This is a genomic window from Isoptericola sp. NPDC057191 (genome assembly GCF_042670225.1).
GTDB lineage: Bacteria > Actinomycetota > Actinomycetes > Actinomycetales > Cellulomonadaceae > Isoptericola.
Genome location: NZ_JBHUWC010000097.1, coordinates 1 through 14,513, shown reverse-complemented (window position 1 = coordinate 14,513; position 14,513 = coordinate 1). Strand labels below are relative to the sequence as shown.

The 14,513-nt window shown below is 72.2% G+C and carries 11 protein-coding genes; 8 read left to right on the top strand and 3 right to left on the bottom strand.

The annotated features are described in order from the left end of the window. The first annotated feature begins 76 nt into the window (after positions 1 to 76). Positions 77 to 3,853 carry a TM0106 family RecB-like putative nuclease gene (locus ACFT55_RS12875; RefSeq protein ID WP_380244229.1) on the top strand — a complete coding sequence of 1,259 codons (3,777 nt, stop codon included), beginning with the start codon at positions 77 to 79 and terminating at the stop codon, positions 3,851 to 3,853. Between the two features lie 22 nt (positions 3,854 to 3,875). Here the strand turns inward: ACFT55_RS12875 and ACFT55_RS12870 are convergent, their stop codons facing one another. Then, entirely contained in the window at positions 3,876 to 5,087 is a 1,212-nt protein-coding gene (locus tag ACFT55_RS12870) for an ROK family transcriptional regulator (RefSeq protein WP_380244228.1), read from the bottom strand. Between the two features lie 163 nt (positions 5,088 to 5,250). On the opposite strand from ACFT55_RS12870, the gene ACFT55_RS12865 reads away from it, so the two are divergent. The 5 genes from ACFT55_RS12865 to ACFT55_RS12845 are packed head-to-tail and all read left to right on the top strand — an operon-like array spanning position 5,251 to position 10,617. Then, complete coding sequence (locus tag ACFT55_RS12865) at positions 5,251 to 6,252, top strand: carbohydrate ABC transporter permease (protein WP_380244227.1); 1,002 nt, start codon at positions 5,251 to 5,253, stop codon at positions 6,250 to 6,252. Continuing rightward, positions 6,252 to 7,175, top strand: coding sequence for a carbohydrate ABC transporter permease (locus ACFT55_RS12860; RefSeq protein ID WP_380244226.1), 924 nt, complete (start codon positions 6,252 to 6,254; stop codon positions 7,173 to 7,175). Before ACFT55_RS12865 ends, ACFT55_RS12860 begins: the two co-directional genes overlap by 1 nt. Next, positions 7,172 to 8,545, top strand: coding sequence for an extracellular solute-binding protein (locus ACFT55_RS12855; protein WP_380244225.1), 1,374 nt, complete (start codon positions 7,172 to 7,174; stop codon positions 8,543 to 8,545). Before ACFT55_RS12860 ends, ACFT55_RS12855 begins: the two co-directional genes overlap by 4 nt. A gap of 43 nt (positions 8,546 to 8,588) precedes the next feature. Then, entirely contained in the window at positions 8,589 to 9,575 is a 987-nt protein-coding gene (locus ACFT55_RS12850) for a Gfo/Idh/MocA family protein (protein ID WP_380244224.1), read from the top strand. A 34-nt stretch (positions 9,576 to 9,609) separates the two neighbouring features. Continuing rightward, positions 9,610 to 10,617: a Gfo/Idh/MocA family protein gene (locus ACFT55_RS12845; RefSeq protein WP_380244223.1), complete on the top strand. Its 1,008-nt coding sequence runs from the start codon at positions 9,610 to 9,612 to the stop codon at positions 10,615 to 10,617. 72 nt (positions 10,618 to 10,689) lie between these two features. Here the strand turns inward: ACFT55_RS12845 and ACFT55_RS12840 are convergent, their stop codons facing one another. Beyond that, on the bottom strand, positions 10,690 to 11,523 hold the full coding sequence (locus ACFT55_RS12840; protein ID WP_380244222.1) for a hypothetical protein: 834 nt from the start codon (positions 11,521 to 11,523) through the stop codon (positions 10,690 to 10,692). A gap of 152 nt (positions 11,524 to 11,675) precedes the next feature. After that, positions 11,676 to 11,879: a cold-shock protein gene (locus tag ACFT55_RS12835; protein ID WP_079576569.1), complete on the bottom strand. Its 204-nt coding sequence runs from the start codon at positions 11,877 to 11,879 to the stop codon at positions 11,676 to 11,678. 269 nt (positions 11,880 to 12,148) lie between these two features. On the opposite strand from ACFT55_RS12835, the gene ACFT55_RS12830 reads away from it, so the two are divergent. Continuing rightward, positions 12,149 to 13,003, top strand: a complete 855-nt coding sequence (locus ACFT55_RS12830; protein ID WP_380244221.1) for an aldo/keto reductase — start codon at positions 12,149 to 12,151, stop codon at positions 13,001 to 13,003. Positions 13,004 to 13,175: 172 nt separating this feature from the next. Further along, the gene (locus tag ACFT55_RS12825; protein ID WP_380244220.1) at positions 13,176 to 14,465 is read left to right on the top strand and encodes an ABC transporter substrate-binding protein; all 1,290 of its coding nucleotides are present in this window, start codon (positions 13,176 to 13,178) and stop codon (positions 14,463 to 14,465) included. Positions 14,466 to 14,513: the final 48 nt, after the last annotated feature.

Below are 14,513 nucleotides of genomic sequence, written 5' to 3'. Positions count from 1 at the left end.
TGCGTAACCACCTGTTCGGCGACGAGGTCGGGATGCCCGCCCCCGGGATGTCGGTCGTCGCTGGTAGACCGGGGGCATGTTCCTCCTCGACGCCCCCCGGCCCGCCGGACCGAGCACCGCCGCACCCACGGTGGTGCACTCGGCGAGCGACCTGGTCGTGGCCGCCGGGTGCGAGTTCCGGCTGCTGCGCCGCCTCGACGAGCTGCTCGGCCGCGCGCCCCGGCGGGAGCGCGAGGCCGACGCGATGCTCGCGCGGACGGCCGCGCTGGGCGACGCGCACGAGCGCCGGGTCCTCGACCAGTACGTCGCCCGCTTCGGACGGGCGCGGCCCGGCGCCCCGGGCGGCGTCGTCGAGGTCGAGCCCGCCGCACGGCTCACCCGGGAGGCGCTCGAGTCCGCGCACGGCGCGACGCTGGCCGCCGTCGAGGCGGGGGCCGACGTCGTCGCGCAGGCGTCGTTCTTCGACGGCGAGTTCCACGGCCGCGCGGACTTCCTGCTGCGCGACCCGCTGGGCGACCCCGACGTCGGACCCGGGCGGCCGGGCGGGCACGCGGCCCCGCCCCTGCCGCGGTACGCGGTGCTCGACACCAAGCTGGCCCGCCGTGCCAAGGTGACGGCGCTGCTCCAGCTCGCGGCGTACGCTGACCAACTGGTCGCGGCGCACGTCGACCCGACCGACGCCGTGCACCTCGTGCTCGGCACCCGTGTCACCACGTCGCACCGGCTCGCCGAGCTGCTGCCCGTGCTCCAGCAGCGCCGGGCCCGCCTGCGGGAGATCGTCGCCGAGCACCGCGCCGACGACGGCCCGCTCGCGTGGGGCGACAAGCGGTTCACCGCCTGCGGACGCTGCGAGGCGTGCACGGAGCAGGTGGCCGCGCACCGCGACGTGCTGCTGGTCGGGGGCGTCTACGAGAACCAGAGGGCGCGGCTCCTCGGGGGCGGCATCCCGACGATCGACGCGCTCGCCGCGGCCGAGGAGCCGCCCGCGGGCATGCCCGCCCGCAGCTTCGAGCGCGCGCGCGACCAGGCTCGGCTCCAGCTCGGCACGGGTACGTGGGACGGCGAGGTGGCCTACGACGACCACGGCGAGCCGGCCGTCATCCGGTGGCAGCTGCCCGACACGTCGGGGGTCCGGCGGCTGCCCCCGCCCAGCCCGGGCGACGTGTTCTTCGACTTCGAGGGCGACCCGCTCTGGTCGGACCCGCAGGGCGAGCAGTGGGGCGCGCAGACCGGGCTCGACTACCTGTTCGGGCTGGTGGAGCGCCCCGGCGACGACGGCGGTGCGCCGCCGTTCCGGGCGTTCTGGGCGCACGACCTCGCCCAGGAGCGGCAGGCGCTCGTCGACTTCGTCGACTACCTCACCGAGCGGCGGCGGGCCTACCCGGACCTGCACGTCTACCACTACGCGTCGTACGAGCGGGTCCACCTGCTGTCCATCGCCGCCCGGCACGGCGTGTACGAGGAAGAGGTGGACCAGCTGCTGCGGGACGGCGTGCTCGTGGACCTCTACGCGGTCGTGCGGTCGTCCCTGCGGATCTCGGACCGCTCGAAGTCGATCAAGAAGCTCGAGCCGCTCTACATGGGGGACGAGCTGCGGTCGGGGGAGGTCACCACGGCCGCCGCGTCCGTCGTCGCGTACGCCGAGTACACCGCCCTGCGCGACGCCGGACGCGCCGCCGAGGCCGACGAGCTGCTGCGCGGCATCGCCGACTACAACCGCTACGACTGCGTCTCCACCCTCCGCCTGCTCGAGTGGCTGCGCGCCGCGGCCGACGCCGTGGACGCCCGGTCGGGGACCGCCGAGGACGTCCGGCCGGAAGTCGACACGCCCGTCCCGCGCGACGGCGCCGCGCGTCCCGACCGGGCCGGGCAGGGCGAGCAGGCCGAGCAGGGCGAGCAGGCCGGCCCCGCGGCCGAGGAGTCGCCCCGGCAGGCCGCGTCCCGCGAGGCGCGCGAACGGCGGCTCGCGCTGGAGGCCGCGGTGCGGGAGCGCGTGGGCGAGGACCGTGGCGCCCGGGACGACGAGGCCGAGGCGCTGGCGCTCGTCGGCGCCTCCCTCGGGTACTGGCGGCGGGAGAGCAAGCCGTTCTGGCACGAGCACTTCTCGCGTCTCGAGCTGCCCGTCGACGAGTGGCAGGGCCGGCGGAACACGTTTCACGTGGAACGTGCCGAGGTGGTCCGGGACTGGGGCGTCGAGGACGGGCGGCGTGCGCCCGCGCGGGTGCTGGAGCTGGTCGGTCGGCTGCCGGAAGGGTCGGAGCTCGTCGTCGGGGCCGCGCCGTTCGTCCTGTACGACACGCCCGCCCCGGCCGCGGTGACGGTCCCGGCGAACGCGGTGCGGGGGTATCACGGGAACGCTCAGGTCGTCGACGTGTCGCGCCGGCAGACGGAGGCGGGGGAGCGCGACGTGCTCGTCGTCCGCGAGCAGGTCCGTGTGGGCGGGGAGACCTTCGACGCGCTCCCCATGGCCCTGACGCCGTCCAGCGGCCCGCGCGCCGACCCGCAGGAGCAGGCCCTCGAGGAGGTGACGCGGCGCGCGCTGGCCCGGTGGGACAGCGACCGCACCCTGCCCGACGGCCCCGCCGCGGACCTGCTGCGCCGCCGGCCTCCGCGACTGGTGGACGGTCGCCCGCTGCCCGACGTCGTCGACGGGGACTTCGCCGCGGCGGTCCTCGCCGCCACGCGCGACCTCGACCACTCCTACCTCGCCGTGCAGGGCCCGCCCGGCACCGGCAAGACGCACGTGGGCTCCCACGTGATCGCGGCGCTCGTCGCCGAGGGCTGGCGGGTGGGGGTCGTCGCCCAGTCGCACGCCGCGGTCGAGAACATGCTGCGCGCCGTCGTCGAGAAGGCCGGCGTGCCCGCCGACCGCGTCGCGAAGAAGCGGCAGTCCGACGGGGGGTCGCCGACCGCGGTGTGCGCCGAGGTGTCGGCCGAGGAGCTCGCCGCGTTCGCGGGGCAGGGCGGCTGCGTCGTCGGGGGCACGGCCTGGGACTTCGCCCACCCGGACCGGTGGCCCGACGACGGGCTCGACCTGCTGGTCGTCGACGAGGCCGGTCAGCTCTCCGTCGCCGCCACGATCGCCGTGGCGCGCTCGGCCCGGCGTCTCCTCCTGCTCGGCGACCCGCAGCAGCTGCCGCAGGTCAGCAAGGGGCAGCACCCAGAGCCTGTGGACCGGTCCGCCCTGGGTTGGCTCGCGGACGGCCACGACGTGCTGCCTCCCGGCCTCGGCTACTTCCTCGCGCGATCGTGGCGGATGCACCCCGACCTCTGCGAGGCGGTGTCCCAGCTCGCGTACGAGGGGCGGCTCCGCGCACATCCGACGGCCGCAGCCCGGCGGCTCGACGGCGTGGCCCCGGGCGTGCACCACGTGCCCGTCGAGCACTCCGGCCGGGGTGTCGCCTCGCCCGAGGAGGCGCAGGAAGTGGTGCGCCAGGCGACCGACGTCGTGGGCCGCGCCTGGACCGCGGGCCCCGGCCAGCCCGCACGACCGCTCGAACCGCGGGACGTCGTCGTCCTCGCCGCGTACAACGCGCAGGTGTGGGCGGTGCGGCGTGCGCTCGACGCGGCCGGCCTGAGCGGGGTCCGGGTGGGCACGGTCGACCGGTTCCAGGGCTCCGAGGCACCCGTCGCGATCGTCACGCTCGCGGCGTCGTCGGCCCACGACGTCCCCCGCGGCACCGGTTTCCTGCTGTCCCGGCACCGGATCAACGTCGCCGTCTCGCGGGGGCAGTGGTGCGCGATCGTCGTGCGCTCGCCCGAACTGACGGACTACCTGCCGCACAGCCCCGAGGGCCTGGGGCGGCTGGGCGCGTTCCTCGGGCTGTGCGACCGGGCGGTCCAGACGCGCTGACGGGTCGTGCTGACCGGGGCGCTCAGGCCGCGGCGGGCGAGAGCTTCTGCTCCAGGAACAGCGTGGCGGCGCCGATGGCACCTACGTCGTCACCGAAGGTCGACGACGTCACGGGGACGTCGTGCGAGCCGTCGCGCGCCCGGCCCGCCCGGGCGCGCACCAGCGGCATGGCGTGCTCGGCCAGGTACTCCCAGTAGGGGCCGCCGACGATGACGCGGTGCGGGTCGTGGATGCTGATCAGCGTGCGCGCGGCCTCCCCGAGAGCGGCGCCGTACCCCTCGATGAGGCTCCGGGCCGCCTCGCTCCCGTTGCGCGCCTCCTGCTGGAGGCCCTGGAGGGCTGACGCCCTGCCCGTGCGGGGTCCGACCGCGAGGCCGGCGCGCTCCGCCCGCTCCAGCAGGCGGTCCATGTCCGTGTAGAGCCTGAGGCACGACAACCGGCCGCAGGGGCACGGCGTGTCGTCGAGGCCGGTCGGCAGGTGCCCGATCTCACCCGCCTGGCCCGTGCTGCCGCGGTGGATGGAACCGTCGCCCGCCACGGCCGACCCCACGCCAGCGCCGACGTACAGGTAGAGCACCGTCTCCTGTACAGGGAAGCGACCGGGCCAGCACTCGGCCGTCAGGGCCGCGTTGGTGTCCTTGTCGAGCACGGCGGGGAGCCCGGTGCGGCGGCCGACCAGGTCGAGGAGCGGGACGTCGCGCCACCCCGGCAGCCACGGCGGGTTCAGCAGCGTCCCGCGGGCGGCGTCGAGGCCGGCGGGCGCGGCGACGCCGATCCCCTGGACGGCACGCCGCACCGAGCCGTCGTCACCGCCGGGGGTCGTAGTACCGAGCTCGAGGAGCATGTCGTCCAGGGCTGCGCCGATGCGCTCCACGTCCGCGGCCGGATCTTCCCCGGGCGGCGCGAGCGACCGCTTCAGGATCGGGCGCGCGAGCATGTCCACGAGGGTGACCGTGAGGTGGGCGGGGTCCAGGTGGGCCCCGGCGGCGAGCATGGCGCGAGGTTCCACCCGCATGGACATGGCGGGCTTCCCAGGCCGCTGGGTGCGCACGGGGGTCGTGCGGACCAGGCCGCGCTCGATCAGCCGCCGGGCGATCTGGGACACGGCCTGGCGGGACAGGCCGCAGCGTTCCATCAGGTCCGTCTGGTCGACCCCGTCCGGGGACACCCGGATCGCCCGCAGCACGACGAGCTCGTTCCGAGCCCCCACCTGCGGCATCGTCGTCGCACGCATCGCGCTCCCTCCGTCGGGTCCATGATGCCTCTTTGAATTTCTCCATCAGTATGAGTAATCTCTCGGCGCGTAGGACACTGTGGTCCACATCACCCCTCGGTGTTGCGTACCCCCTGTCCAGGCTGCGACGGACTCTGTCCGCCGCCGGACTGAAGGGAGAGCGATGACTGCGACCCAACTGACGGCCGGGACGCCCCTGGGGGGCGCGCCACCCGTCGCGGCGGAGGCCGAGGTCGGCAGCGGGCCACCCGCGAGACGCACCCGGCGGCGGCTCACCTCCCGGGACAGGCGCGACCTGGCGCTCGGGCTCAAGTACATCTCGCCGTGGCTCGTCGGGATCGTCGTCTTCGTCCTCTACCCGGTCGGCTACTCGATCTACCTGAGCTTCACCCGCTACTCCGGCATGGGGAGCCCGACCTGGGTAGGGCTGGGGAACTACGCGACGGCGTTCGCCGACCCGCTCGTGAGCAAGGCGACGGGCAACACGATCTTCTACGCCCTGATCGCCGTGCCGCTCGGCCTCGTCGTCGCGCTGACGCTCGCGCTCGCGATGAACCAGAACGTCCGCGAGGTCGCCTGGTACCGCACGATCTTCTACGCCCCGTCGCTGATCCCGGCCTTCGCGATGTCGTTCATCTTCATCGTGTTCCTGAACCCCCAGTTCGGGGTGTTCAACCAGGTGCTGAACGTCTTCGGCGGCTCGAACGTCAACCTGCTCGGCGACCCGACCGGCGTGAAGATCGCGATCATCATGATGGCCCAGCTCGGCGCGGGGAACGCGGCGCTGATCTTCCTGGCCGGGCTGCGTAACGTCCCCAAGACCGTGTACGAGGCGGCCCGCGTGGACGGCGCGGGACCGATGCGACAGTTCCTGTCGATCACGCTGCCCCTGCTCAGCCCCGTGCTGCTGTTCAACCTCATCACCGGTGTGTCCGGCGCGCTCCAGGTCTTCACCGAGGCGTACATCGTCACCAACGGCACCGGCGACCCCGACGCGGGAGCGCTCTTCTACATGATGTACCTCTACAAGAACGCCTTCGGCTTCGCCGAGCTCGGCTACGCCTCCGCCCTGGCGGTGCTGCTCTTCCTCGCCGGGCTCGCCCTCGCCCTCCTGATCTTCTGGTGCTCGCGCCGGTTCGTGAACTACGACGTGGAGGCCTCCTGATGAGCGCGACCGTCCACACCGACTCCCCCCGGAGGCAGCGGAGCGCCGCCCGTTCCGTGGACGCCGACCAGCTCAACCGGCGGGCCGACGGCACCCGACGCCCGTGGTGGTCCACCGTGATCGCGCGCGTCGTGATGGTGGTCCTGTCGGTCATCTTCCTGCTGCCGCTGTACTGGATGATCGTCTCGTCGCTGAAGTCGGACGAGGAGCTCGCGAAGTTCCCGCCGACGTTCTGGCCCGAGTCCTGGCAGTTCAGCAACTTCGCCGACGCGGTCACGGCCATGCCGTTCCTGCACTTCTTCGCGAACTCCGCGATCATCACGATCTCGGTGGTGGTCTTCTCGGTGGTCTCGAACTTCGTCGTCGCGTACGGGTTCGCGTGCCTGCGGTGGCCGGGGCGGGACCTCGTGTTCTACCTGGTGATCGCGACGCTCTTCCTGCCCTTCCCGGTGACGCTGATCCCGATGTTCGACATGTGGGCGCGCCTCGGGCTGGTCAACACGATGTTCCCGCTGATCATCCCGGCGATGTTCGGCTCGGCGTTCTACGTGTTCCTGCTGCGGCAGTTCCTGCTGCAGATCCCCAAGGACATGCTCGACGCCGCCCGGATCGACGGCGCGCGGGAGTGGACCATCCTCTGGCGCCTGGTGTTCCCCACGGCCAGGCCGGCGCTGACCACCGTCGCCATCTTCGCGGCCGTCGCGTCCTGGAACGACTTCATGGGCCCGCTGATCTACCTGCAGGACGAGAGCGTGCAGACCCTCTCGATCGGGCTGCAGTCGTTCCGCTCGGTGCACGCGCAGGACGTCTCGTTCAACCAGCTGATGGCCGCGTCGTTCCTGGTCATCCTGCCCCTGCTGATCCTGTTCTTCGTGTTCCAGCGCTACTTCATCCGGGGCATCACCATCGGAGGTTTCAAGTGATCTCGCGCCGCAACTTCCTCGGGGCCGCCGCGGTGTCCGCCGCAGCCCTCTCCCTCGGGGCGTGCGCCCCCCGGGCCTCCTCGAGCGACGCCGTCATCCGCTACTGGGGCATGGGCGCCGCGGACGCGGACAAGGATGCCAAGGCCATCGCGGGCTTCAACGCCACGAAGGCCGGCGCCGGCATCTCGATCGACGTCGACCAGGTGCCGAGCAACGGCGTCGCGGACATGAGCCAGATCATCACCGCGGTCCGCGGCGGCACCGCCCCGGACGTCTGGCAGATGGACCGGTTCAACGCCGTGCAGAACGCCTCGATCGGGCTGCTGGAGCCGATCGACGGCCTCATCGAGGAGTACGAGGGCGTCTCCGTCAAGGAGTTCACGTCGCAGTGGCTGCAGTTCGCGATCGACGAGCTCACGTACGACGGCCGGCTGTACGGGCTGCCGATCAACACGGACGCCCGCGGCATCATGTACAACGAGAACATCCTGCGGACCGCGGGCGTCGACCTCGACATGTTCGACCCGCAGCAGCACGTGCTCACCTGGGACGAGCTGCGCGCCGTCAGCCGCAAGGTCACCCGGTCCGACTCCCGCGGCAACTTCGAGGCCCTCGGGTTCGTCCCCTGGGACGGCGAGGGCTGGCCGTACACCTGGGGGTTCGGCCTCGACGCCCAGCTCTACTCGAACGAGACCGCGTCGGTCACGCTGGACTCCCCGCAGTGGCGGTCCGTGTTCGACCTCTACGCCGACTGGGCCGACGAGTTCCCCTACGCCAAGTCCGACGCGTTCTTCGCGACCTACCAGCCGCCGAACTCCCCGCCCAGCCAGACCGCCATGTTCAGCGAGCGACTGGCGATGTCCACCACCGGCCCGTTCTCCATCCGCAGCAACGAGAAGTATGCGCCGGACCTGCCGCTGAAGTTCACCTGGCTGCCCGTCAACGCCGAGGGCGACGACACGTACTCGTGGTCCGGCGGCGCCTCCCTGGTGGCCCCGAAGGGCTCCAAGATGTCGCGCAACCTGTGGGAGTTCATGAAGTTCTACGCCGGCTACGAGGGCCAGCGGATCCTGTCGCCGCTGCTCGGAGACCTGCCCACCCACCTGAAGGCCATCACCAACCGCCACTACAACCCCAAGGCCGAGCTGTTCCGGCAGATGCTGCCGACGTCCACGTCCCGACCGCCGCTGCCGGTGGGCTCCGTGGCCTGGGACACGCTCCAGCGCTCCCGCAGCTCGGTGATCATCGGCTCCCAGACGCCCCAGGAGGCCATCGCCAACAACCAGCTGAGCGTCGCTCCCAAGATGGCGCTCTTCGAGGGCTACCAGATGCCCGCCACGTACGGGCAGAACAGCGTGATCCCGGGCTGAGCGGGCACGCCCCGCACCCACCCACGAACCCAGGAGCTGAACCATGACCACACCCCTGCGCATCGCCGTGCTCAGCGCGTGGCACGTGCACGCCGAGGAGTACGGGCGCGCCGCCGTCGACCACGACGACACCGAGCTCGTCGCCGTCTGGGACGACGACGCCGAGCGCGGCCGCGAGCTCGCCGACCGGCTCGGCGTCGAGGCCACGACCGACCTCGACGCGCTGCTGGCGCGCGACGACCTCGACGGCGTGACCGTCACCGCCGCCACCAGCGACCACGTCGAGGTGATGGCCAAGGCCATCGGCGCCGGCAAGCACGTCTTCACCGAGAAGCTGCTCGCGCCCACCGTCGAGGAGTGCGACCGGCTGATCGCCGCCGCCCGCGCCGCCGACGTCCGGCTGACGGTCTCCCTGCCGCGGCTCACCCACGGCTACACGCTGGCCCTGCGCGACATCCTCGACGCGGGCACCCTCGGCCGGCTCACCTACGCGCGGGTGCGCCTCGCCCACGACGGCTCCACGGCCGACTGGCTGCCCGCGCGGTTCTACGACGCCTCCGAGGCGCTCGGCGGCGCGTTCTTCGACCTCGGCGCGCATCCCGTCTACCTGACCCAGCTGATCCTCGGTGACGAGCTCGCCTCGGTGCGACCGACCTACACGGACCAGACCGGGCGCGGCGTCGAGGACAACGCCTCGGTCACCGTCACGACGCCCGACGGCGCGATCGGCGTCATCGAGACCGGCTTCGTGACACCCGCCAGCCCGTTCACGATCGAGGTCCACGGCACCGAGGGCTCGGTGCTGTACGGCTTCGAGACCGACGACGACGGCCGGGGCGTGATGCGCCTGACCACCCGCGAGGGGTCGTCCCGCGTGGACCTGCCCGCCGACCAGCCGATCCTCTTCGCCCAGTGGGCGGGGTCGATCCGTTCCGGCGTCGACCTCGAGGAGAACCTTGCGCGGGCCCGCTCGCTGACCGCTCTCGTCGACGTCGCGAGCCACGCCGCCCTCGCCGGCGCGCCGCTCTGACCGACCTTCGCACCACCACAGAACTGGACCCACCATGACCGCCAACCCGCCCGTCCGTATCGGCCTCATCGGCGCCGGGGGCATCGCCGGCGCCCACCTCGCCGGCTACGCCACGATCCCCGACCGCGCCACCGTCACCGCGATCGCCGACGCGGTGCCCGAGACCCTCGCGCGCCGCGTCGAGGAGACCGGGGCGCGCCCCTACGCCGACTTCACCGACCTCGTGAACGACCCGGAGGTCGACGCCGTCGACATCTGCCTGCCGCACCACCTGCACAAGGCGGCGATCGTGGCCGCCGCCAAGGCCGGCAAGCACATCCTGTGCGAGAAGCCGCTGTGCCTGACCGCGGAGGAGGCGGCCGAGGTGCGCGCCGCGGTCGAGGCGGCCGGCGTCACCCTGATGTGCGCGCACAACCAGCTGTTCATGCCCGCCGTCGCGAAGGCGAAGGAGATCATCGACTCCGGTGTCCTCGGCGACGTGTATGAGGTGCGCACGACCGACTCGTTCCACAACAGCTTCGACCCCGAGAACATGGGGTGGCGCGCGCACGCGGCGACCAGCGGCGGCGGCGAGTACATCGACACGGGCTACCACCCGACCTACCTGCTGATGCACCTCGCCGGCGGCCGGCCCGTCAAGGCCTTCGCCATGATGTCGACGCACCGGCTGACGTTCATGGAGGGCGAGGACTCCGCGCAGGTGCTCGTGCGCTTCGACAACGGCAGCGTCGGCCAGCTGGTGACGTCGTGGGCCTACGACGCCGCGCCGGGGACCGACCGCTTCAGCGTGGTCGGCGAGAAGGGCTCGCTCAGCTCGGACGGCACGACGCTGCGCGTGAAGCTGCGGGGCGAGGAGGAGCAGGTCTTCGAGCACGCGGCCGTGAACACGTTCGCGGCGGAGATCGCCGACTTCGTCGACTGCCTCGAGACGGGCCGTCGGCCGCTGAACACGGAGGCCGAGGGGATCGCCGTGCTCGGGATCATCCTCGCGGCCTACGAGAGCGCGCGGACCGGGGAGGCGGTCGACGTCCTCGGCGTGTGACGCCGGTGCGCGCACGGCGCGGGCACCGAGGGAACACCCCCGGTGCCCGCGCCGTGCTCGTCGTGCGGGGGCCTAGAAGCCGCCGAAGTCGCCGCCGCCGCCGAAGTCGCCTCCGAAATCGCCCCCGAAGTCGCCGAACCCGCCCGTGTCACCACCGGCGTCCCCGCCGTAGCCAGGGTCGGCGCCGGCGGCCTCGGTGTACCCCGCGTCGCCGGACCCGGCATCGGCACCGGCGTCACCCGCGCCGTCGCCGCCCTCAGCGCCACCCTCAGTGCCGCCCTCAGCGCCGCCGTCGGCACCGGCGTCGCCCCCGTCCCCGGCGAAGTCCTGCGACGGGTCGCCGAACGCAGGGCCGAACAGGGCGTTCGCCACTGCCGAGCCGATGACGACACCGGCGACCGTGCCGAGCAGGCTCGAACCGACCATCGACCCGAAGCCCGGGCTGCGCGGGCCGGCGCCGTACCCGCCCTGGCCGCGGAACGACTGCTCCAGGGTGCCGGGGTTGCGCATCTCGGCGCGCGTGGCCATGCGCGCGAGGGACTGCGGGTCGTCGGAGCTGGCGCGCTCGGCCTGCGGCAGGCCGGCGCCGAGCTCCGCCAGGACCCGCTGCCGCTGCTCGGGCGTCAGGCGGGCGAAGGCCTCGGCGTGCGCCTGCTCGACGGCGTCCGGCGGCGCGGTGCGCAGGAGGTAGCGGTAGCGCTCGACCGCGACCTCGTCCGGGTCTCGGCGTGCGGCGGGGACCGTGCCGCCGGGCCGGCCGGCGGGCTGCTGGTCGGGGTGCGGCGCGTACCCGTGCTTGCCGGGAGACTCGCCGGCGCCGCCCGCCCGCGAGCCGGGCTCGCCGGGCACGCCGTGGTACGAGCGCTCGTCGGGGGTTCTGCCGAGAAGTCGGTCGAGGAGTCCCATGCAGGGTCAACGCGTGCGTGCGGAGTGTCGTTCCCGGGCGCACCGAGCCCGACGCCAGACGCCTGGAGCCGCAGACGGCGACGGCCCGCACCCCGAGCGGGGTGCGGGCCGTGCGACTCACGCGGCCGGCGTCAGCCGGCCGAGCGGTGAGATCAGAGCGGGCGGACGTTCTCCGCCTGCGGGCCCTTCGGGCCCTGCGTCACGTCGAACTCGACGCGCTGCTCCTCGTCCAGGGAACGGTAGCCCTGGCTCTGGATCGCGGAGAAGTGGACGAACACGTCGGCCGAGCCGTCCTCGGGGGCGATGAAGCCGTAGCCCTTCTCGCTGTTGAACCACTTCACGGTTCCGGTGGCCATGCTTACTCCTTCAAGAGGTGTCGACGACCTCGACCGTCGAGATCGCGCATCACGGTGAATCGTCGTCAACTCTTGAAACCAAGGTCCGCCGAGCGAGAGCGTCAGTCCTGACGACGCTGCCGCTGTGGCGCAGACGGAGGACCGTCCGGTACGAGCGAGGCACTGCAACGGGCACAACGGTACGCGAGCGCGCGCACGCGCACCAGTGTTCGCCCACAGGTAGTCCACAGGGTGGGCGAGATGGTGGAGGAGCCCGATAGAAAGGAGTCATGACCTCCTCTTCAGTCCCGTCCCTTTCCCTGTCCGACGGCGTCCAGATCCCGCAGCTCGGCCTCGGGGTGTTCCAGGTGCCCGACGACGGCACCCAGGCGAACGTCGAGCAGGCGCTCGAGCTCGGCTACCGGCACGTCGACACCGCTGCCGCGTACTACAACGAGGCGGGCGTGGGAGCGGCGCTGCGCGCGTCCGGCCTCCCGCGCGAGGACGTGTTCGTCACCACGAAGCTGCGCAACGGCGACCAGGGGTACGACCAGGCGCTGCGTGCCTTCGAGGACTCGCGCCGGGCGCTCGGCGTCGACCAGGTGGATCTCTACCTGATCCACTGGCCGGTGCCGAGCGCGGACCTCTACGTCGAGACCTGGCGGGCCTTCGAGAAGCTCCTCGCCGACGGCGCGGTGCGCGCGATCGGCGTGTCGAACTTCCTGGTGGAGCACCTGGAACGGCTCGTCGCCGAGACCGACGTCGTGCCCGCGGTGAACCAGATCGAGGCGCACCCCACGTACCAGCAGGTCGCGCTGCAGCAGCGCTGCCGCGAGCTCGGGATCGCCGTCGAGGCGTACTCGCCGCTCGGGCGCGGTGCGGACCTGGACGCGCCGGCCGTGGTGACCGCCGCCGAGGAGCTGGGCGTGACGCCCGCCCAGGTGGTGCTGCGCTGGGCGGTGCAGCAGGGGCGCGTCGTCATCCCCAAGTCCATGTCGGCCGAGCGTCAGGCGACCAACCTGGACGTGTTCTCCTTCGAGCTGTCGCCCGAGCAGATGGCAGCGGTCGACGCCCTCGAGGCGGGCGTGGAGGGGCGGACGGGCGCCGACCCGGCGACGGCCTCGTTCACCCAGATGCGCGACTGACGGGGACCGCTCGGGCCCGTTCCGAGGGCGAGTGTGACGCAGATAACAGGTTCGTCACGATCTTCTGGGAGTGACCCGCACGACACGTCGGAGACATACAGTCTCGCTACGTTCAGCGGCACTGAATGCGGTGTTGAGCCGCGAATGTCCCACCTCCAAAAGGGGATACAGCATGATCCGACGAACCACGGTCGCCAAGGGCTTCGCCCTCGCGGCAGTCCTCAGCCTGGGCCTCACCGCGTGCGGCTCTTCCGACGGCGGCAGCGAGGACAGCACCGACGGCGGGGGCGGCTCCACCGATCCGCTGAAGATCGGCACGATCCTCCCCGTCACGGGCACGCTCGCCTTCCTCGGCCCGCCCGAGATCGCCGGCGTCGGCCTCGCCATCGACGACATCAACGCGGCCGGGGGCGTCCTCGGCAACGACGTGAGCGTCGAGTGGGGAGACTCGGGCGACAGCACCGACCTCTCGGTGGCCAAGAGCACCGCGACCGACCTCATCAGCAAGGGCGTGTCCGCGGTGATCGGCGCGGCGTCGTCCGCCGTCTCGCTCGGTGTGGTCGACCAGTTCGAGGAGGCCGGGGTCATGGAGATCTCGCCGGCCAACACGGCGAAGGACCTCTCCGGCTACGGCGACTACTTCGCCCGCACCGCTCCGCCGGACACCGTGCAGGGTGCGGCGCACGGGTCGCTCATCCTCGACGACGGCCACTGCAAGATCGGCTTCCTGGTGCAGAACGAGGCCTACGGCACCGGTCTGCGCGACGTCATCGAGGACACCGTCAAGAAGGACGGCTGCGAGGTCGTCTACGGCGGCAAGGGCGCCGGCAACGAGTTCGCCCCGGGTGAGACCAACTTCGGCGCCCAGGTGACCGCGCTGCTCGCGCAGAAGCCGGACGCGATCTCGATCGTGGCGTTCGAGGAGACCGTCGCCATCGTCAACGAGCTGGTGGCGCAGGGCTGGGACTTCGACGGCACCACCTACTTCGTGGACGGCAACCTCTCCAACTACGGCGACAAGTTCGACAAGGGCACCCTCAAGGGCGTCCAGGGCACGCTTCCCGGCGCGCAGGCGGACGACTCCTTCCGTGACCAGCTCACGTCCTGGTACAGCGAGAACGAGAGCGGCAAGCTCGAGGACTTCTCGTACTCCGCCGAGTCGTACGACGCCACCGTCCTCGCGGCCCTCGCTGCCGTGAAGGGCAAGGGCACGGACGGCGAGACCATCTCGAAGAACATCCGCGCGGTGTCCGGTGCCGACGGCGGCAAGGAGGTCACGTCGTTCGCCGACGGCGTCAAGGCGCTCGAGGCCGGCGAGGACATCCACTACGTCGGCAAGTCCGGCATCGGGCCGCTCAACGAGTCGAACGACCCGACGTCCGCCTTCATCGGCATCTACAAGTACGGCGCCGACAACACCTACACCTACCAGCGGCAGATCGAGGGCAAGATCGAGGAGTGATCCTGCCGGGTCGACCGTGACCTGACCGGCCTGCCCGACGGCGGCCCG